Source organism: Chitinophaga qingshengii (assembly GCF_014529935.1).
Classification (GTDB): Bacteria; Bacteroidota; Bacteroidia; order Chitinophagales; family Chitinophagaceae; genus Chitinophaga; species Chitinophaga qingshengii.
Window position 1 is genome coordinate 39175 of the sequence record NZ_JACVFC010000007.1, and the last position, 19750, is coordinate 58924.

Consider the following 19750-nt stretch of genomic DNA (forward strand, 5'->3'; position numbering starts at 1 on the left):
TTAAACTATCCATCCAATGACGATCAAAGATGTTTACCCGCTGTCGCCCCTGCAAAGTGGTATCCTGTACCATAGCCTCCGGGAGGATGTATCCAACGTATATTTTCTACAATTCTATTGCCGTATGACCGGTCCCGTTATTCCGGCATTGGTGGAAGAGGCATTTAACGAAATATTCAAACGCCATGAAATATTACGTACCGTATTCAATTATGATGACCTGAAAAAGCCTGTCCAGCTTGTACTTCAGGAGAGGAGAGTGGAATTTTACCAGGAAGACCTGCGGCATCTGGCGCCTTCATTCCGCGAAGAAGCAGTGACCAGTTTCAGGAACCGGGATTACATCAGGGGATTTGATCTTCGTAAAGACGTATTGTTGCGGGTAGCCATGTTGCAACAGTCAGATCATGAATTCGAGCTCTTTGTAAGCTTTCATCATATCCTCATGGACGGATGGTGCCTGAGCATACTTACCTATGAGTTCCTCGAAATTTACGACAGCCTGCTCCTGAAGCGCCCGGCCAGGCTGCTGCCTGTTACGCCATACAAGCACTATATTCAATGGCTTGACCAACAAGACCAGCAACGTGCGCTGGACTACTGGCGGCAATACCTCCACGGCTTTGAAGGATTTACGCCGATCGGGAAACAAGACCACGCGAGAGGATATACGCTGGAAGAGGAGATGCTTGTTCTGGACGAAAAGGCAACGGCAAATATCGATCGGGCAGCTGCACAGCTTGAGATAACAGTGAATGCCCTCGTGCAAACCGCCTGGGGGATATTGTTAGGTTGCTACAACGATGTGCAGGATGTGGTATTTGGAACAGTGGTGTCCGGTCGGCCTGCTGATTTCAAAGGTGTTGAAACTATGTTGGGGCTTTTCATTAACAGTATTCCGGTCCGGATCTCTTTCAACGATGAAGCGTCTTTCGGCACTGTAGCCAAAAGAGCGCATACCAACAGCATAGATGCTATTAACTATCATTACTGCCAGTTGGCCGACCTGCAGGCCCTTACGCCCGCAGGCGGCCGGTTGATCGATCACCTGCTTGTTTTTGAGAATTATCCGGTAGAAGAGCAGATAGAAGGTATTATCCTGGAGCAGGAACAGCATGAAGGCGACTCGCTTACCATATCAGGCGTTGATATTTATGAACGGCCTAATTACGATCTCAGCATCGCCATCATACCCGGAAAGCACCTGCACTTCATATTCAAATACAATTCTTTTGTGCACAACAGGAAATGGGTGCAACAGCTGGTAAACCGTTTCGGTGCTATCTTACAGCAGGTGGGCGAAAATCCGCATACCCTGATCAGCGCTATTAACATGGTTACGACAGAAGAGCAGGAAACGCTTTTGGCCAAAGGCGCCGGTAAAACGATGTCCTTGCCCGCTGATGAAACTGCCGTCACACTTTTTGAGAAAAAAGTTGCAGCTGCACCGGAGCAGGCGGCCCTGTTGAACGGAAGTCTAAGCATTACCTATCGTGAACTGAATGAGAAAGCTAACATTCTCGCACATACGTTATGCGACAGGTACAACGTGAAAAAAGGCGATTTTGTAGCGCTCGTAATGGAACGGTCCGAATGGGCGGTTATTGGCCTGATGGGCATCTGGAAAGCTGGTGCAGTATATGTTCCCATTGACCCTGCCCACCCGGCGCAACGCATAGAAAGCATTTTGCAGCAAACCGGCGTCAGGGTGCTGATCACCGATTCCAATACCATGTTTCAGGTGATGGAATATTACAGCGGAACATTACTGGCGCTGGATATAGAACTGGACACACTGCCGCCCCATACGCACAATCCGGTGCCGGTGTGCACACAGCAGGACATCTCCTATGTCATCTATACCTCCGGCTCCACCGGAACTCCCAACGGGGTGCTGATTACGCATGAAGGACAGCTGAATATGTTTTACTCACAGGCAGCAAGATTTTCACCCGGAGAAGCGGACAACGTATTGCAATTTGCATCGTTATCTTTTGATGCTTCCGTTTGGGAAATATCCATGGCGCTTTTATCGGGCGCCACCCTGGTAATTGCCGGCAAAGCGCAGATCAATGACGGTGATACTTTTACCAACTACCTGAACCTGCATAGGATAAGCATCGCTACGCTTCCCCCGGCCTATGTGAATAGTGTGGATCTTTCGGTAGCGCATGCCTTGCGTATATTGATCACTGCGGGAGAAGAAGCAAGGCCGGAAGATGCCGAAAGATACAGCCGGCAGCTTGTTTACTTCAACGCTTATGGCCCCTCGGAATATTCGGTGTGCATCACCGCCTACCAGGAAATACCCGGACACAGGAAAAGTGTAAGCGTACCTGTAGGCACTCCTTTTCTCAACACACAGGTGTACATATTGGATAAACACCTGCGCCTCACGCCTGACGGCGTTGCCGGTGAAATATGTGTGAGCGGCAAAGGCATGTCTCCGGGTTATCTGCATAATCCGGCGCTCACAGCGGAACGCTTTGTGCCCGATCCTTATAAACCGGGGGAGAAACTATACCGCACCGGCGACTATGGCCGCTGGACAGACGACGGCAACCTGGAGTTCCTCGGCCGGAAAGATACACAGATAAAGATCCGTGGCTACCGGGTGGAAATAGCAGAAGTAACAGCCGCACTGCAAAAAATCAAGGAAATAAAAGATGCTTTTATACTGGCAAACCGGGATAAGACAAAAGGCGATGTTTATCTGACGGGATATTATGTTGCCCCGGCAGCGCTGGATGAAGCTTCCCTGCGGGAACAGCTGGCATTGTTGCTGCCAGCCTATATGATCCCGGCTTTCCTGGTATGGATAGCGGCGCTTCCGCTCAATACGAACGGAAAAGTAGATAAGGCACAATTGCCCGCTCCAATGGCAAATGCCCCGGAACAGGCGGAACTACTGGATGCCGGAGAGGAGGTACTGGCAGGCATCTGGACCGACGTGCTGGGTGTTTCGATCAACAGCAGAAAGGCTGATTTCTTTCACAACGGCGGCCACTCTCTGAAGGTAATACAGCTGGTATCCCGGATCGGTAAAGCGTTTTCAGTACGGTTTGATCTGAAAGATGTATTCAATCACACGCTGCTCATGGACCAGATGGCCTTCATTCGCCAAATGCAGCTTGCCGGATCTGAAAGTCTGGCACCCCTGCCGGAGCAGCCATGGTACGCCAGTTCACCTGCCCAGCAACATCTCTGGGCATTGTGCCGCCAGGAGCAGGGAACTGCCGCGTATACGATTGCACAGGTGGTCCGCCTGTCCGGACGTTTGAACAAAACCGCGCTGGAAAAAGCTTTTGCGTATATGGTGGCACGTCATGAGGCATTAAGAACAACTATCACCGTAGTTGACAATAAGCCATGCCTGCTGATACGTCCCGAAGGTTATTATCAGTCCCTTGTATCTTTCAGTGATGTTGATAGTCAGGATGCAGTTCCTCCGTTTGATCCGGAAGCCGGACCCCTGTTTCATTTCCGTGTTTCAAAGCAGGAAGAAAATGAATATGTGCTGTCGCTGACCTTCGATCAAATGATAGCCGATAGCCATTCCACGGCCATCTTCGCTCGCGAGCTGCTGGAAACATACCATGCTTTTTCGAATGGCATGGAACCTGCTCACGAAGTACTTTCTATACAATATAAAGAATATGCCGCCTGGCTGAATCAACAACTGGAAGGGTCCCGCTTGAAAGAATACCGTAAAAGCTGGCTGGATACCTTCAAGGATCGTGTGCCACAGGTAAAATGGCCGCAGGATTTCCGCTGGTCAGATAATCGCCGCACTGAAGCACAAAGTATTTCATCAACGCTCAACAACACTATTAGTGATGCATTGGCGCAATTGTGCCTGCAACAGGATGTAAGTCTATTTGTGGCGATCAGGGCCGCTGTGCAGGTGTTGTTGTATGGCTATACCGGAGAAACAGATATCGTAACCGGCATGCTGGCGGACGGGCGCTCTCACCAGGAATTGAAGCATGTCATGGGGTGCTTCAGTAACCTGCTGCCACTCCGGGTGAGCTGCCGGGAGGAGGATGTTTTCCCGCAGCTGCTGGAGAAAACAGCAGAGAGCATAGCCCTGGCCTTGCGTCATCAGTACTATCCTCTTGATCTGTTGCAGAAAGATCTGGGCAATACATTACTGTTGAATGTAATGGTCGTGGAACAAGGCCAGGCTGTCAGTCCGGGCAACCACGAGCTGATCTTCGCTTTCACATCCGGTGATGATGGGATCATCCTGACGCTAACATACGCCGGTATCTTCAGACCCGCCTGCATCACTGCGATGCTGGATGATCTGTGCGTCTTGCTCACCAGTATTGCGCATGACAGTGATCAAACGTTGATGCGGCTGAAGAGCGCTGTTACGCAAAAGATGGTCGTATCCGGCCCCGCAGGCGATGACCAGTACTAACCAAATAAGCATTGTAAAATGAACAAGCATGAAAACGATCTGCATCTGAGATTGCTGAACAGCCTGGAAAATATCCAGGACGAATATTTCAGCCTGACAGACGAGCAGGAAAAGAGAGCGCTTTTATTGCATGCCTGTAACGTGATAGCAGGTGAGCAGGGGGATAACCTCAGAAATATTATCGGCCATTATATCCAGGCCGACGGGCTTGATTATGATCAACTGGCAGGTTTCCTGTTGGGAAGGATTAATAATGCCGTTGACAGCTTGATTATGGAAAGAGAGCGGAACGATAATTTCGATGGCCGCTTCAATACCGTCACCAGTTTGCTTATCAATCAATATGAGTTGCCGGAGCCGGTGAGTTTTGAGCGGTATGAAACGGCGGCGCGTTATAACCCGAGCCCGGTTACTTCTGCGGGCATAATACTGGGAAAGCTCAGGGAATACGGCGTACAATATCGTGATTACACTTTCATCGATATAGGCGCCGGTATGGGCAGGGTATTGTTGCAGGCCGCAGATTTTCCTTTTCGCAAAATTATCGGTGTAGAGCTCTCGCCGTATTTACATGAACAGGCGAATACCAATATTTCGATATATCATGCTCCCGGTATGAAGTGCACCAACTTGCAATCGGTGTGTACGAATGCCCTCGATTTTCAACTGCCTGAAGAGAATATGGTTTTGTATTTCTGGCATCCGTTTGATGAAGATCTTGCTGCTGCGTTTATGCAGAAGCTGGAAGATTTTCTGGCCCGAAGAAAGCTCCGGATAGTATTGATATTCCTGGAAGTATCTTATCTACGGGTGGAACACTCGCCGGTATTCAATAAAATAGAGCAATTCAGCGTACCAACCGGCGCCGGCCGGGAAGATGTTTTTTTGCCGGTGAATGTCTTTTCGAATTTTTGAATGAATGACCCTGAATGATAATGCATATGAATCTTTTTTGTTTCCCGTTTGCCGGCGGAGGAAAGCATTCCTACAACGGATATAAGGAATATGCACCTGCCGACCTGTACCTCTGGCCACTGGAGCTGCCGGGAAGAGGTGCCCGTGTGGCGGAACCATTGATAACCGATATTCACCTGATGGCAGAAGACCTCTGGCAGCAGTTGAAGCACCAAATCCGCAGCCCGTATGCTTTCTACGGTCATAGCATGGGCTCCCTGCTGGCGTACCTGGTGGTGCATAAGATCATCGGCGCCGGCCTCACGCCTCCCAGGTATCTTTTCCTTACCGGGTGCAAAGCACCCTCGTTGAGAGAGCCGAAAGAGAATAAGACACATCTGTTACCTGGTGGAGAATTCTGGAAAAAGGTAGTAACGATGGATGGCCTGCCGGAGCCGGTGTTGAAGGACCAAACATTTATTACCTTCTTTGAACCCATCCTGAGAGCTGATTTTCAGGCAGTAGAAACCTTTACATACAATCCTTTGCCTCCTTTCAATATTCCCATGATGATCGTTACCGGAACGGAAGAGGATATCAGCATGGAGGAGATGAAAGCATGGGAACAGGAAACCACTGCTTCGGTAGTAACGAAACAATTGCCCGGAAAACATTTCTTCATACTGAAACATGAAAGAGAGATCATGCAGATGATCTCCCGCTGCCTCAAATCATCCGTTACGTTTTATTCGTAAACAGCTACAATTATGGAGTTTCTGAAATTGCTCTTCAAGCGCTCAAAGGTCTTCTATTTCTCGGTGGCTCTCCTGAGCATTATCAATTCATTGCTGAATATAGGACTGCTTTTAATGGTCAACAACACAATTAACGGCCACCGTATTACGTGGCTCCACGGATACGAGTGGGCGGCATTTTTAACGCTTGTGTTGCTGTCGATCATTTCCAGTTGCGCATTCCAGGTGCATATGATACGCCTGACGACGGAGGTGAATTTTGATTTCGAACTGAATATTCTCCGGAAGGTAAAACAGGCATACTATCCAGACTTGCTGCAACTCGGCAATGAGAGGATCATTACTGCTGTAAACGACGTACGGGCATTGGTGAACCTGCCGGAAGTGCTGACGAATGCAATCAATGCCGTTATTACAGTGGTATGCTGCTTTGCTTACCTGTTCTATATTTCATGGCCGGGAGGAACATTGATCCTCGGACTGATGCTCTTGTTGTTGTTGTTGTATATCGTCAGGAACAAACACATTGAAAAAGACCTCAATCATGTCCGTACCCTGCAAACGCACTACTACCGCTTCCTGGGCGACTTACTCATGGGGTTTAAGGAGATCAGGATAGATGGTGCCAGGAGCAGGAACATATATGATCGCTTTTTTCTCAGGAACAGGTCAGAGGCCCGCCTGCTGTCGAGGAAGGCAAATACCCGTTATATGATAAATGAGATCATCGGGCACTATAGCTGGTATATCGTCATCGGTGTCACTTTATTCGTAATGCCGCTGCTTGTCAGAACAGACGTTGCTTTTATCAGCTCTTTCCTTGTGACCATCCTCTATCTGATGGGCCCGGTAGCAGTACTGATCACACTGATCCCCACCTATACCAATGTCCGGATCGCCTTGCAGCGGCTATCGGAATTTAACAATATTATCGACAGCAGCCTGTCGGCGGATCATACGCAGCAGGAACATCTTGTCGATACAGGTTTGGCTTCGGCAGAATTTGAATCGATTTCTTTCCGGGACATCGTTTATGAATATACGGATGTAAAACATAATAAAACTTTTACGCTGGGCCCTGTCAGCCTGGATATACACCGTGGTGAGATCGTATTTATAAGAGGAGGTAACGGCAGTGGTAAAAGTACCTTTGTTAATATTCTCACCGGGTTATATAAACCTGCTTCGGGAAGTATTTATCTCAACGGTACATTGCTTCCCAAAGAACAAACGCCGGTCATTCATCGCCTGGTTGCAGCGGTATTCGCCAGTCCATATCTATTTACAGAAAATTACAACGACTTCAATATAACACCGCAGAATGAATTGCTGCAACAACTCCTGTTGCAGCTGGGACTGAGCGACAAAGCACGGTTTGAGCATAATAACATCAATCCAAATCTGTCTAAAGGTCAACAGAAGCGGCTGGCCATTATTATGGCCTTGCTGGAAGAAAAACCCATACTGGTACTGGATGAGTGGGCGGCAGACCAGGATCCCGTTTACAGAAAGTATTTCTATGATACTCTTTTGCCCGACCTGCGTGGCAAAGGGAAAACTATTGTGGCCATCACGCATGATGACCAATATTTTTATAACTGCAACCGCCTGATACGTTTCGACTATGGGACTATAAAAGAAGATACGGTTATCAATCAAGTAACATCTTTACAATCACAACCACTATAAACATAAATAATATTATTATGAAAGAGAAATTGATGTATCTGATGCCCAATGTGGTCATGGAGCCGCTGTTTGATCGCTGGTATGCCTGGAGTCACCTTGTTTCGCCTGCTACCGCAGCTATGAATATCACAGGCCGGCACCTCAGAATAATGAACTCCTACATCCAGGCATCGCATATACATGCTGCTGCCGTAAAAAATCCCAAAATGCGTGGTGGCCCCTTTATGGACCTCGGTGGTGGCAAGGTGGAAGATGTGAAAGCCTTGCGGGACCATACTTTGAGCGAACATGCCGACCTGGTGGCTTTGTCGGAAGCCTTCAAGGAACTGGACCGGTTGCTGCTCTCCAAAGCCAAAGGATTTACGTTGCAGCCTTTGTACAAAGAGATACCGGAGATACTAAAGGGTTATGTGGAGCTGGTATATGATCTCAATAATCATCCTTCCTACCGTATTTTTGAATCACTGCTCTACAGCAGTCCTTACTATAAAACCGGCGCACAGAGTGTCGCCATCAGCATTACCAATAATGACGAGCGGCCATTTGTATTGAGCACACCCCGGCTAAATGAGCCAGGGGTGCTGCATCTGAATATACCCTTCGCAGATAAAGCGATTGACAAGCTGGCTATGATGAAGAGAACACCGGGCGATGTGGATGAGATAGCAGGGATGCTCGGCATTGGTGAAGAAGACCGCGCTTTGTTCAATACTTTTTTTACAGAGACGCCGCCGAAACCTTATCAGCCCTATACCGGCAATAAGGTAAGAATGAGATACTTCGGCCATGCGTGTATACTGGTGGAAACAAAAGATATCAGTATCCTCATAGATCCGGTGGTAAGTTATTATGGATATCCGCAGGAAGTCGACCGTTTTTCCGATATGGATCTGCCGGAGCACATCGACTATGTGCTCATCACTCACAATCATCAGGATCATATCCTATTCGAAACACTGCTACCGCTACGCCACCGGATCGGTAACCTGGTAGTGCCGAGAACTTCCAGCGGCGCCCTGCAAGATCCTAATCTCCGCCTGATGTTCAACAGCATCGGCTTCCACAATGTGATAGAGATCGAGGATATGCAAACGATCAAATTCCACGACTGCAGCATCACGGGTTTACCTTTTATCGGAGAACATGGGGATTTGAATATTCAAACAAAGATCTGTCATCATGTGAAGGTGGGTAATTTTACAATGCTGTTTATGGCCGATTCCTGTAATGTATCATCTGAACTATATAAACATATCCACCAGAAAACAGGAGATGTAGACGTTGTTTTTCTGGGAATGGAATGTGAAGGCGCACCACTGAGCTGGTTATATGGGCCGCTGATGACGGAGGAGCTGAGCCGAGACAGAGATCAGACCAGGCGCTTTGCAGGTTCTGATTTTGAACAGGGCAGGGCACTGGCGGAGATCTTCAATCCGCATGAAATGTATGTTTATGCAATGGGGCAAGAACCATGGCTGGAATTTATCAGCAGTATTAAATATACGCCGGAATCACATCCTATTGTGCAATCCAATAAGCTGGTGGAATATTGTACCGGCCGCGGAATTATTACCGAGCGTTTGTTTGGTGAAAAAGAAATCCTCTATAGTAAAGTAAAAGAAGGTGCGGAACTATCCTGAAGCGACATTTTTTTTAGGTAGCAGGAGTGATCATTAGATCCTCTCCTGCTACCCTGGAAAGGCGTTTCAGAGAGGCTTGAAGAAAAAGGTGGCGGACCGCTGCCGTTTTACCGATGAAACTTATCTTTAAGTATATTCCCTAATGAAGCCCGGATGCGGTACAATGATTCAATTATGAGCAATAGTATAATGATCACAAGAGTGTTAATCCTGTTGTCGATAACCTTTCCTTTGTTTACCTTCCCGTTAATGGCCCAGGTAGGGTTTAAAGGCGAAATTTCTGGTGTCGTAACAGATAGCGCTGGCAGCAAGCGTAGCGGTGTAGGCCTTGGTCTTTTAAAGGCGGCCGACTCCTCTGCTATTAAATTTGCTGTTACAGATGAAGCGGGGAGGTACCGCTTTGAAAACGTAGCAGGTGGAGATTATTATATCGCCGCCATGAACGGGGGAGGAACGAAGATCGTGTCTTCCAGGCTAACGGTGTCGGATGCCAGGTCCCTGGTAAACGTGCCCGATATCACGCTGTCGCTCCCGCCACGGGAACTTGCCACTGTTACAGTGGCCGGACAGAAGCCTCTGATAGAGCGTAAGCTTGATAGAATTGTACTGAATGTAGAGAACAGCCCGCTTGCGGCTGGCAACTCCGCACTGGAAGTGATCGCCAGGGCGCCAGGGGTATCTGTAGATAACGAAGGGGCGATCAGCCTGAGAGGAAAGCAAGGTGTGAACGTGCTCATAAATGGCAAGCCTACCTATTTGTCCGCTGCTGACCTGGCGAATATGCTGAGGGCGACAGACGGCAGTACTATCCAGTCTGTTGAGATCATCAGCAACCCTTCCGCCCGGTACGACGCATCAGGAAGTTCCGGCGTGATCGATATCAAGTTGAAGAAAGATAGATCAATGGGCACAAATGGATCAATAGTAATAGGAAGTGGATGGGGAAACTATTACAAAGGAAATGGCGGTTTGTCTTTAAGTCATCGGGAAGGGAAGGTGGCGCTATTTGCCAACTACAATTACCTGTACAATAAGCGTGACAGGGATATGGTAATTAACCGCGTCAATGAAACATCCATAGAGAATACGTATTTCCAGCAGAATAGCCGCCTGGTCAGGGAGTATTCCAATCATAGTTTTAAAGCCGGTATTGATTACAATGTATCTTCACGTAATACCATCGGTTTTACATTTACCGGATATGCCAATAACACCATCGCCGATGGTAACGGTACTACACTCATGGGGCCTGGTGGGAAAATAAATGATTCATTGATAACAGACAACTCAGATGGCCATTCAAGGTTCCGCAACATGGCATTCAATCTGAACAACAAAACAGTATTCGATTCTTCCGGCCGAAGCCTGTCGGTAGACCTCGATTATTCGGAATTTTCCAACAAAGATATCTTCTATTACGATAACTATACAAGGATAATAAAAACCGGTATTGATCTTGCGCCGGTTTCCATCAGGAATATAACTCCGGCGACAATACGAATTTATGCTTTGAAAGCAGATTATGCGCAGCCGCTCCGCAAGGGCTACACACTTGAATCCGGTGTGAAAATAAGCTATGTAAAAACAGATAATGACCTTCGTTTCGATTCTTTGAAAAATGGTGACTGGAAACATACAGACCGCAGTAATCAATTTATCTATGATGAAAATGTATATGCAGCCTACCTGAATGTAAACAAGGAATTTAGTAAAACAAAGATACAGGCCGGCCTGCGTGCAGAGCACACGAACCTTAGCGGTAATTCCGTGACCTTGTCGAAAGTGACAAACCGGAACTATACCAGCTTGTTCCCGACCTTGTTCGTTAGCCGGAAATTAGGCAAAGAACATGAACTGATGTTCTCATATGGCAGGCGTATCAACAGGCCCAACTACCAGGACCTGAACCCGTTCATCTACTTCGTCGACAAATATACCCTCCGCGAAGGAAATCCCTATCTGAACCCACAGTTCGCCAATACAGCGGGTTTGTCCTACATCTGGAAAGATACCTATGCGGCCTCATTTGAAGTCAGTGGAACAAACGATGCTATTACCCAGGTATTGCTCACCGATACCACCAGCAAAATATTGTATCAAACCAACAGAAACCTGGCCAAAGAACTGGAACTTAACCTCAATATCAGCGTTCCGGTAAAGATAACGGACTGGTGGACTTCCAGCAACGATATCACCGTGTTTTACCTTAAATACCAGACACCGGAGCTGCTGGGAGCGCCGCTGAATGTAGGGAAGACAGGTGTATTCATCAATTCCAATAACTCGCTGAAATTAGGCAAGCGGATTAGGTTAGAAGTAATTGCCGACTACAAATCTCCCATCACCTATGGTACGGTGGAATTTTTCAGATCACAGTTTTATGTTGATTTGGGAATGAGCTATTCTCTTTTCGGGAAACGGGCCAATCTGAAACTGGGCATAAGTGATGTGTTCAATACACTCGATCAGCACATACGAAGTGTGATCCCGGCTGTCAACTATTCCATCAACCAAAAAAATGAAACGCGTGTAGTGCGCCTTACCTTTACCTACCGCTTTGGAAATAACGAATTAAAACCATTTAACAACAGGCGCTCCGGTGTAGAAGATGAAACCAAAAGAGTACAGCCTGGTAACTAATTTATAATCTCAAATCATGAAAGTACTTTTATTTGCACTGATGTGTTGCAGTTGTCTTGCAGCGCAGGGACAAATGCATTCCGGCACTGCCGATACCACATGGAAGCGGATAAACAGGTCCGCCGAAACCACTGTCAATGATGTGGTGCATACAAAACTGGATTTAAAAGCTGATTTCACAAATGGTACGCTTTCCGGCAAAGCCTGGATCACATTGAGGCCGCATCTGCATCCCACCGACTCATTGTGCCTCGATGCGAAACGCATGAATATCTATAAGGTAGCCCTGGCATCCGGTAAAAACAGCCCGGCGTTGAAATATACCTATAAAGACAGTATGCAACTCGTCATCAGGCTGGATAAAGTCTATACCAGCCAGGAGGACTACACGATTTTAGTTGAGTACCAGGCTTCGAACAATCATGATGATGCCGCAGAAGTACCATCCGAAAGCTATAATGCCGGATTGCATTTTGTCAGGGATACAAGCGGTAACGGATATACGCAATTATGGACACAGGGGGAACCGGAATTCAGTAGCTGCTGGTTTCCAACGATAGACAAACCGGATCAGAGAACGTCTGCGGAAATACGGCTGACGGTGCCTGACAAGTATGCCACCCTCTCCAATGGTGAACTGGTGATACAGCAACCGAATATAGACCATACCAGGACAGATACCTGGAAAATGGATTTATCACATGCACCTTATCTTTTTTTTATTGGCGCAGGTGTGTATGATATTGTAAAGGAAAGATACAGGAACATAGACGCATACTATTATATGGAAAAAGGATACAAGGACATATCCGGCCGTATCTTCGGCCGTGTGCCTGCAATACTTGGATTCTTTTCCGACAGGCTGAACACACCGTATCCCTGGAATAAGTATGCGCAGATCACAGGCCACGACTATTCAAGAACTGCAATGGAAAATACCACTGCCGTGCTCACCGGTACTTACATACTGAAAAATGAGCGCGAACTGGTAGACGGTACATTAGATGAGCTGGATATCGTACATGAGATCGCGCACCATTGGTTTGGAAACCTCGTGACGCCAAAATCCTGGAGCTATCTCTGTTTGAGCGAAGGCCTCGCATGTTACAGTGAATATTTATGGGCGGAAAGTCATTATAAAAAAGAACAGGCAGATGCGCTTCGCTACAGCATGTTGAAGAAATACACCGGGGACGAAAAGAACAGGGAGAAGGCGCTGGTCAGGTACTTTTATCCCAGCCAGGGCGCTTTGTTCGATGCGGTTAGCTATGAAAAAGGAGCTGGTGTAATGCATATGTTGCGGCATTATGTTGGTGATACTGCTTTCTTCCGGGCACTGCATCTTTATCTTGAGAAGAACCGCTTTAAATCAGTGGAGGCAGCGGATCTCCGGCAGGCTTTTGAAAAGGTGGCAGGAAAAGACCTGAACTGGTTCTGGGATCAGTGGTTTTATAAGCCCGGGCATCCGCAGTTGAATATTCATTACAATTATGATACTGCGACAAGGAAGGTGCTCGTCGCAGTGACACAGATGCAAACATCAGATGTGTACTTCAAGGCACCCGTCGGTATTGATATATATGTTGCCGGTCAAAAGGAAAGCCATGAGGTATGGATAGATGGAAAAACGAATACCTTCACCTTTCCTCTCAGCCAGCGACCCGACCTGGTGGACTTTGATGGAGAAAGAACATTGGTCTGCGAAAGGCATGAGAATAAAACATTGGTGGAATATCTGTTCCAGTACAAAAACGCAGGCAGCTATATACAACAGCTGGAAACAGTGCAATTTGCGCTGAACAATCCGGAAGATACCGACGCCGTCCGGTTTTTATTGTCCGTTCTGCAAAATATGGATACTAACAGTGATTTTCGCAATTTGATCCTGGAAAAGTTAAAACGCGAAGGGATGCCGGAACCAGTGATACCGGTGATAGAAGAGCTGGCGGCCAATGAAAAGAACCGTTTGAACAAGGCGCTTGCCATCGAGCTGCTCGGGGGGCTCAGGAAAAAACAATATGAACCGCTTTTTCTGCAACAGTTGTATGATTCGTCTTATACGGTTGCTGGTGCGGCATTGGAAGGCTTGCTGAAAGTTGATGAACAGAAGGCAGTAGCTGTGTTACCCACCCTGCACACGGATGTAAGAGGAAATCTCAGCAGGGCATATGATAAAGTGGTGGTGTTGACAAAGACAGATGATGATTTTAATACCATGTACAACAAATTCACAACTCAAACCCTTCTGAAGGCCTACTACGAGAACTTCGGTACTTTATTTAACTTCATCACATATTTGAAAAATGTACAGGACGTCAGCAAATTTACTAAAGGCGTTGAAGCGGTGGTAAAACTCCGGTCGAAAGTGGTGCCTTATTCTACGGAATTAGTGGGTATGATCAATGAGGCGCTGAGAGCTGTAAAAGCCCATAAGAAAAATATGATCAATACTGAGGCCGCCAATAACAATGACCTGGCCAAACAGGTTAACATGCTGGATAAAAATATCGGGAAGAATTGATGAATACCGGATTTGCAAGCCCCGGCTAAAATTTAATCAATTTCCCGGCGCCCTGCATGATTTTAAGTTATTGGTAATCAATTTATTAAATTTTTTACAGGTTTCCTTGCATGTAAAGTCCACTGTGGTATTACTGTCAATCTTGTAATGAAATAAATGCGTTAACTTTATAATGTACAAATTATATCAACCGATGAAAATTGAACAATCAATAGCGCTGGGGATATATATTGGCATCTATATACTAACCATACTTGCATTACTTCTCTTTATGAAATGAAAGTATAGAAAAAACTGGCTAAAAACAGATTGGAAATTTGGGAGTGGTAGAATAGACATCCGTATCCTGGTCGGTTTTGTAACGCTCGTTTTAATGTTCATTTTCAAATGGACCTATTCATTAATAAGATAGTTATTAGACCCACTTGTGCTATCTTAACTTGATCTGACATACAATTTTGACCATCGTTTCCCAAAGAGAAATTTTCTTTTGATTCCAATCACTGCCTGATTCAAAACGAATTTATATCAATTAATACCTCTGTCGTCATTTTGGCTACAATGTAGCTCAATCTGGCAACAGGGGATTAATAATTCCTGTACAATTTTGTATTGTAAAATTCAAGCAAAATTTAAATCAGGAAAAATGAAAAAAACAATCGCATTATTAGGCGCAACCGGGAAGGTTGGTGGCAAGATTTCGGAAATCCTGTTAAAAGATGGGTTTCATTTAAAATTGATTGCTCAAACGGATAGCAAGCTCGAAAGGTTTAAGGATATGGGTGCTGAGGTTATTCCCGCAGACATTACAGATGTGGGTGTGTTAACTGAGATATTTCGTAATGCTGATGGTGCTTATGTAATGACGCCGCCTGATTTTGGCGCAGCCAGTTATCGGGAATTTCAGCGAAAAGTTGGAGATGCTGTTATTGAAGCCATTAAAGAATCGGGGATAAAGTATATTGTAAACCTAAGTAGTTGCGGCGGTCACATGCACGAAGGTAATGGTCTTATTGGCGGCCTTGCCGAACAGGAGGTGAAATTAAACCAGCTAAAAGATGTCAATGTGTTGCATTTGCGCCCGGCTTATTTTTTGGATAATGCCTTGCTAAATGCGCAATTAATAAAACAAATGGGAGTAAATGGCACAACTGCCGATGCAGACCACGAAATCCCAATGGTGGCAACAAAGGATATTGCGGCGGTTGCGGCAGCTTGTTTAACCAAACTGGATTTCGAAGGAAAAAGCGTTCAGGCTATACTTGGACAAAGAAATTATTCGTTTAAAGAAATAACCGGAATTATAGGCCATGCGATTGGTAAGCCTGACTTACAATATATCCAATTCCCGGTTGAGCAGGCAATACAGGCGATGATTGAACAAGGTCTTTCTGCTGATGTCGCTAAAGACATAGCCTGTATGGAAACTTCTCTGAAAAACGGGGTGATGAATTATGAAAGGAGAACTGCCGCAAATACATCACCAACATCGGCGGAGGTTTTTATCCAGGAAGCATTTTTGCCATTATATAACGCTCTGTAGTCTTTTAACAACATTAAATTTAATCCACAATGGAAAAGAAAACAAACGTGCCGGAAAAGGTGGATAGGAATCATCCTGCATTTAACAAAAATTCAGAACCATTTTATAATATTGTAATGGAGGGGTTGAAAGGAGAAGTTGATGGAGAGCATTTTTGGGATGCTGTGGCAGAAAATGCGGTGTTTGAATTTCTGTACAATATTCCTGGATTTACTAATGAGATTAAGGGACGAAAAGCCTATATGGATTGGTTTGGTGGATATAGCAATATTCTTCATACATCGGACAATTTACGGATATATAAATCTGCAAATCCTGAAAATGTAATTGTATTGGAATATCAAGTTCACGGCACTGTTCCATCGACAGGAAAGGCTTATGATAATCGTTTTTGTTCTATCGTAACTATTAAAGACAGGAAAATAATCCATTGGCGTGATTATATGGACTCGCTTGCAGTGATGCTTTCAGTTTCTCCTGATTATAGTGCGAAATAATGGCACGCTATACGAGGCAATACGCAAAAGACAACAAACAAGCATCGCCATGAATAGCGTTCTATACAAATAGGTTTAAATTCGTAGTAATGAAAAAAGACAATAATATACCCCAAAAATTCAATTCCATTTCGGAGTTTCATAAGCTATTGGGCTTCCCCAAACCATTACACCCTTTAGTAAGTTTGGTGAATTACACAGATATAAAAATACCTTATAGCGAACTTCCCAAAACATTACTACTGAATTTTTATAAAGTTTCTTACATGGAAAGCACTCCGGAGAAAATAAAATACGGGCAGAATTATTATGATTTTGACGAAGGTGGTTTGTCTTTTGTTTCACCTAATCAAATTATATCATGTGCGGAAATTGAGGAAAGCTATTCCGGTTTTACTTTGCTTATACATGCCGACTTTATTCGCAACTATCCGCTTGCAACTAAGATTAAAAATTACGGGTTCTTTTCTTATTCAGCAAATGAGGCTTTATTTGTTTCCGATAAAGAAAAGCAAGTTATCTTCTCGGTTTTTGATAACATAAGAGAGGAACTGAATACCGATATTGACGATTTTAGTCAGGATGTAGTTGTTTCTTTTATCGAAGTTTTACTCAATTACAGTAACCGGTTTTACAAACGTCAATTCATTACAAGGAAAGCTGCCAATAATGATTTGGTTGTGCGAATGGAGCAGGTGTTGAATGAGCATTTTGAACAAGAAGATGCGTTACAGGATAAACTTCTTACTGTTGAGCGTTTGGCAGGCAAGTTAAATGTTTCACCTCGTTATCTGAGTGATATGTTACGCTCTCATACTGGTCAGAATGCACAACAGCATATTCACGACAAATTAATTGAGAAAGCGAAAGAGTATTTAACATCAACAAATTTATCTGTTTCTGAAATTGCATATCAACTGGGGTTTGAACACTCGCAATCGTTCAATAAATTATTTAAGAAGAAAACGAATAAGACACCGATAGCATTTAAACAGTCGTTTAATTAACATCACCGGTTATGGGTTATATCGAAAGATGAAGGTTTTGAATGAGATACTATAGAAGAAAATGTTACTATCTGAGGGTGGCTTTCATCGCCTTCATTTCTTGTCATAAATCCGTTATCCTTAATTCAGTTCCACAACATGTAATAAAAGAAGATGTTTCTTCTTTTAAACGGTAATTACAGCACGCGCTAACTTTAAATAACCGCGCTGCATTTAGCCGCAAATTGCTCAAACTTCCGGTCTTTATTTCGCATGACCGGTCCGTGGCCGAAGCCGATGATGGCAGGGTTCAGTTTTGCCAACTTCCGGAGCGATTTGATGTTGCGTTGCTGATCCGAAGTGAATATGCTTGGCGGGAGGTGCAGACCGGTTGCTGTTGTGAGCAAGTTCATATTTGTTGCTACATCTCCCATTATCAGTACACCATCCCGCTCACGGAATAAAGAAATATGACCTGCCGAATGTCCGGGCGTTTCTATTACCCGAAAGTTTCCGATCCAATCGTTTTCAACGATTGTCCGTTCGACTTTATGTCCCTGACCTGCCCAGTACTTTTGTTGAAGCTTTGCTACCCAATGTTGCGGCGTTGGATAGTCGTTCGTTACCATACCCGTTTCGGTCCTGAAAACTTCTTCGGGATGACAGACCAGGGGGATCGCGAACTCAGCGCATATCTGATCGCTACAGCCCTGGTGGTCTGCATGCGCATGTGTCAGTATATGTTGATAAACGGGGATTTTCTGAAGAGCTTTCTTTACAGTGGTATACGAACGCCGTATTCCGGAGTCTACCAATACACCTTCGATGATATAGCAGTTGATACTGTTTCGTGGCATCAATGAAATCTGGAACACTTCGGGGGCAATTTGATGTAGCATTTTTGGTACAAATCTACATCGCTGATCAGGACTGCATAAGGACATTTGTCCTATAATAAGCCGGATTTGTGTATTTGCCCCTTTGCCCTCGTCAGCGATCGCTGCGTGATGCCCAGGTAGGATGCCAGGTCCTGCGTAGCTATGCGCTGAACGAGCATCGGTTCGCTGGACAGAACATGACGGTATTTATCTGCAGCCGACCTGTTATTGTAATTCAGCAGATAACGTTCCTTTTGGTTATATTCCTGCTCCATCACCGATTTTATAACTCCGTTCCAGGCAGTCACCTGGCCGAGCAGATACTGATAGTCCGGGTAACTTATTCTATAGATTACACTATCTTCTATAGCCCTGATACTCCTTCTGGATTTTTCCTGCGCCACAAAATCCGGAAACGAGGTGACAAATTCATTTTCAAACTTAAAGCAGGTTATATTTTCCTTCCCTTCTTTGTCGATAGCATATGCCTTTACAGCGCCGCTGGCGATAAATCCAATATGACGGCAGTATTCATCCTCACGAATAAAAAAATCACCCTTTTTTAAGCGGATCGGTTTGAAGAACTGCGCGGAAAAGTTGATTTCTTCGGCTGATAGTCCTCCGGTTGAGGATAGGTAATTTTCAAATACGTCAGTCATTTCGCAATCTTTTCATCCTTTTATTTTCTTCTTAACCGTCTATGGATCACAGACCAAATCCAGCGTCCAAATCCAGCGTCCAAATCTAAGAATTATTGTACATTCTAAACTGATAATTATTTATTGTATATTCAAAAAAGGGTTGCAGATGCAGCCTTTTTAGTGTACTTTATTTGCCCGTGAATATCAAAGGAAATTGAAGCCGCCTGAATCGTAGGATGCAGGCGGCTTTTTTTTTGTATTTTTTCGATATGCCGGGTCAGGTATACCGTAGTACCATCACTCCCAGTGATACCAGCAGCAGGAATATATTAAGAGCCATGGAGGCGTATTCGCCGCGTTTGTAGTGTATGGGAGCAGCCATCATCATTATCAATGTAAAACCCAGGGCGGAAAAGGAAGTCAGCAGTGGCAGTATACCAATGGCCACCGGAACGATAACACCAATCGCGCCCAATATCTCCATAATGCCAATAAGCCGGATAACCGGATAGGATAAGCTGGCTACCCCCGTTTGGCCTATCTGTACCAGTTTGTCTCTTTTTTGGGTGGATTTCATCATGCCGGAATAGCCAAAAACGGCGGCCAATAAGCCTTGTGCGATCCATAAAAGCGTGTTCATAAC

General features: G+C 45.3%; 13 protein-coding genes. 10 read left to right on the plus strand and 3 right to left on the minus strand.

Translation table 11 applies throughout. The annotated features are described in order from the left end of the window. The first annotated feature begins 16 nt into the window (after window positions 1-16). The 10 genes from ICL07_RS31240 to ICL07_RS31285 all read left to right on the plus strand — a co-directional run bounded on the left by ICL07_RS31240 (window position 17) and on the right by ICL07_RS31285 (window position 17609). Window positions 17-4423 (plus strand): non-ribosomal peptide synthetase, encoded by a 4407-nt coding sequence (locus ICL07_RS31240; protein ID WP_188091990.1) that lies wholly within the window; start codon window positions 17-19, stop codon window positions 4421-4423. Between the two features lie 18 nt (window positions 4424-4441). Continuing rightward, window positions 4442-5338 (plus strand): class I SAM-dependent methyltransferase, encoded by an 897-nt coding sequence (locus ICL07_RS31245; RefSeq protein ID WP_188091991.1) that lies wholly within the window; start codon window positions 4442-4444, stop codon window positions 5336-5338. A gap of 26 nt (window positions 5339-5364) precedes the next feature. Beyond that, window positions 5365-6072, plus strand: a complete 708-nt coding sequence (locus ICL07_RS31250) for a thioesterase II family protein (RefSeq protein WP_188091992.1) — start codon at window positions 5365-5367, stop codon at window positions 6070-6072. Between the two features lie 12 nt (window positions 6073-6084). Next, window positions 6085-7761: a cyclic peptide export ABC transporter gene (locus tag ICL07_RS31255; protein ID WP_188091993.1), complete on the plus strand. Its 1677-nt coding sequence runs from the start codon at window positions 6085-6087 to the stop codon at window positions 7759-7761. A 17-nt stretch (window positions 7762-7778) separates the two neighbouring features. Then, entirely contained in the window at window positions 7779-9401 is a 1623-nt protein-coding gene (locus tag ICL07_RS31260) for an MBL fold metallo-hydrolase (protein ID WP_188091994.1), read from the plus strand. Between the two features lie 174 nt (window positions 9402-9575). Next, on the plus strand, window positions 9576-12041 hold the full coding sequence (locus tag ICL07_RS31265) for an outer membrane beta-barrel protein (protein ID WP_188091995.1): 2466 nt from the start codon (window positions 9576-9578) through the stop codon (window positions 12039-12041). A gap of 16 nt (window positions 12042-12057) precedes the next feature. After that, window positions 12058-14562, plus strand: a complete 2505-nt coding sequence (locus tag ICL07_RS31270) for a M1 family metallopeptidase (RefSeq protein WP_188091996.1) — start codon at window positions 12058-12060, stop codon at window positions 14560-14562. Between the two features lie 646 nt (window positions 14563-15208). Then, window positions 15209-16105: an NmrA family NAD(P)-binding protein gene (locus tag ICL07_RS31275; RefSeq protein ID WP_188091997.1), complete on the plus strand. Its 897-nt coding sequence runs from the start codon at window positions 15209-15211 to the stop codon at window positions 16103-16105. Window positions 16106-16134: 29 nt separating this feature from the next. After that, window positions 16135-16602 (plus strand): nuclear transport factor 2 family protein, encoded by a 468-nt coding sequence (locus ICL07_RS31280; RefSeq protein ID WP_188091998.1) that lies wholly within the window; start codon window positions 16135-16137, stop codon window positions 16600-16602. Between the two features lie 89 nt (window positions 16603-16691). Continuing rightward, window positions 16692-17609, plus strand: coding sequence for a helix-turn-helix domain-containing protein (locus ICL07_RS31285; protein ID WP_188091999.1), 918 nt, complete (start codon window positions 16692-16694; stop codon window positions 17607-17609). Between the two features lie 194 nt (window positions 17610-17803). On the opposite strand, the gene ICL07_RS31290 is transcribed toward ICL07_RS31285, so the two are convergent. The 3 genes from ICL07_RS31290 to ICL07_RS31300 all read right to left on the minus strand — a co-directional run bounded on the left by ICL07_RS31290 (window position 17804) and on the right by ICL07_RS31300 (window position 19747). Beyond that, on the minus strand, window positions 17804-18487 hold the full coding sequence (locus ICL07_RS31290; protein WP_188092000.1) for an MBL fold metallo-hydrolase: 684 nt from the start codon (window positions 18485-18487) through the stop codon (window positions 17804-17806). Window positions 18488-18537: 50 nt separating this feature from the next. Then, complete coding sequence (locus ICL07_RS31295) at window positions 18538-19125, minus strand: Crp/Fnr family transcriptional regulator (protein ID WP_188092001.1); 588 nt, start codon at window positions 19123-19125, stop codon at window positions 18538-18540. A gap of 259 nt (window positions 19126-19384) precedes the next feature. Continuing rightward, window positions 19385-19747, minus strand: coding sequence for a DoxX family protein (locus ICL07_RS31300; protein WP_188092002.1), 363 nt, complete (start codon window positions 19745-19747; stop codon window positions 19385-19387). Window positions 19748-19750 lie beyond the last annotated feature (3 nt).

Bases quoted from the DNA above. Each gene is read 5' to 3' on its own strand.
- ICL07_RS31240 (WP_188091990.1), top strand. From the start codon at position 17: ATGACGATCAAAGATGTTTACCCGCTGTCGCCCCTGCAAAGTGGTATC.
- ICL07_RS31245 (WP_188091991.1), top strand. From the start codon at position 4,442: ATGAACAAGCATGAAAACGATCTGCATCTGAGATTGCTGAACAGCCTG.
- ICL07_RS31250 (WP_188091992.1), top strand. From the start codon at position 5,365: ATGAATCTTTTTTGTTTCCCGTTTGCCGGCGGAGGAAAGCATTCCTAC.
- ICL07_RS31255 (WP_188091993.1), top strand. From the start codon at position 6,085: ATGGAGTTTCTGAAATTGCTCTTCAAGCGCTCAAAGGTCTTCTATTTC.
- ICL07_RS31260 (WP_188091994.1), top strand. From the start codon at position 7,779: ATGAAAGAGAAATTGATGTATCTGATGCCCAATGTGGTCATGGAGCCG.
- ICL07_RS31265 (WP_188091995.1), top strand. From the start codon at position 9,576: ATGAGCAATAGTATAATGATCACAAGAGTGTTAATCCTGTTGTCGATA.
- ICL07_RS31270 (WP_188091996.1), top strand. From the start codon at position 12,058: ATGAAAGTACTTTTATTTGCACTGATGTGTTGCAGTTGTCTTGCAGCG.
- ICL07_RS31275 (WP_188091997.1), top strand. From the start codon at position 15,209: ATGAAAAAAACAATCGCATTATTAGGCGCAACCGGGAAGGTTGGTGGC.
- ICL07_RS31280 (WP_188091998.1), top strand. From the start codon at position 16,135: ATGGAAAAGAAAACAAACGTGCCGGAAAAGGTGGATAGGAATCATCCT.
- ICL07_RS31285 (WP_188091999.1), top strand. From the start codon at position 16,692: ATGAAAAAAGACAATAATATACCCCAAAAATTCAATTCCATTTCGGAG.
- ICL07_RS31290 (WP_188092000.1), bottom strand. From the start codon at position 18,487: ATGCTACATCAAATTGCCCCCGAAGTGTTCCAGATTTCATTGATGCCA.
- ICL07_RS31295 (WP_188092001.1), bottom strand. From the start codon at position 19,125: ATGACTGACGTATTTGAAAATTACCTATCCTCAACCGGAGGACTATCA.
- ICL07_RS31300 (WP_188092002.1), bottom strand. From the start codon at position 19,747: ATGAACACGCTTTTATGGATCGCACAAGGCTTATTGGCCGCCGTTTTT.